The organism is Pseudoalteromonas phenolica, from assembly GCF_005886345.1.
GTDB classification, from domain to species: Bacteria; Pseudomonadota; Gammaproteobacteria; order Enterobacterales; family Alteromonadaceae; genus Pseudoalteromonas; species Pseudoalteromonas phenolica_A.
Window position 1 is genome coordinate 1 of sequence record NZ_PNEC01000102.1, and the last position, 250, is coordinate 250.

1 protein-coding gene is annotated in these 250 nt (G+C 34.4%); it reads left to right on the forward strand.

Features of this window, described 5'->3' with window-relative positions; translation table 11 throughout:
* Positions 1–40: 40 nt before the first annotated feature.
* Positions 41–250, forward strand: a 210-nt coding sequence (locus CWB72_RS20780; RefSeq protein WP_212747920.1) for a hypothetical protein, incomplete at its 3' end; no start/stop codon positions are given.

Consider the following 250-nt stretch of genomic DNA (forward strand, 5'->3'; position numbering starts at 1 on the left):
CCGGTTACAACGGCGTTAGGTTACTTTGAATGGATTCAGTATGAATTTCGACTTTAAGAAAAACTTTGAGGAAAAGATTAGGTTGATTTTAATTGATTCAACTTCCTCGTTAGATGAACAATTTGAGTTAATGCTAAGAAAGCATGCCGCTGATGGTATGCTCCGTTCGGGAAACACAATCAAACAAACCATGAATATGATTGCTGAATTCACTACAAAAATATATTCAGAGATCCTTTCATATATTGAT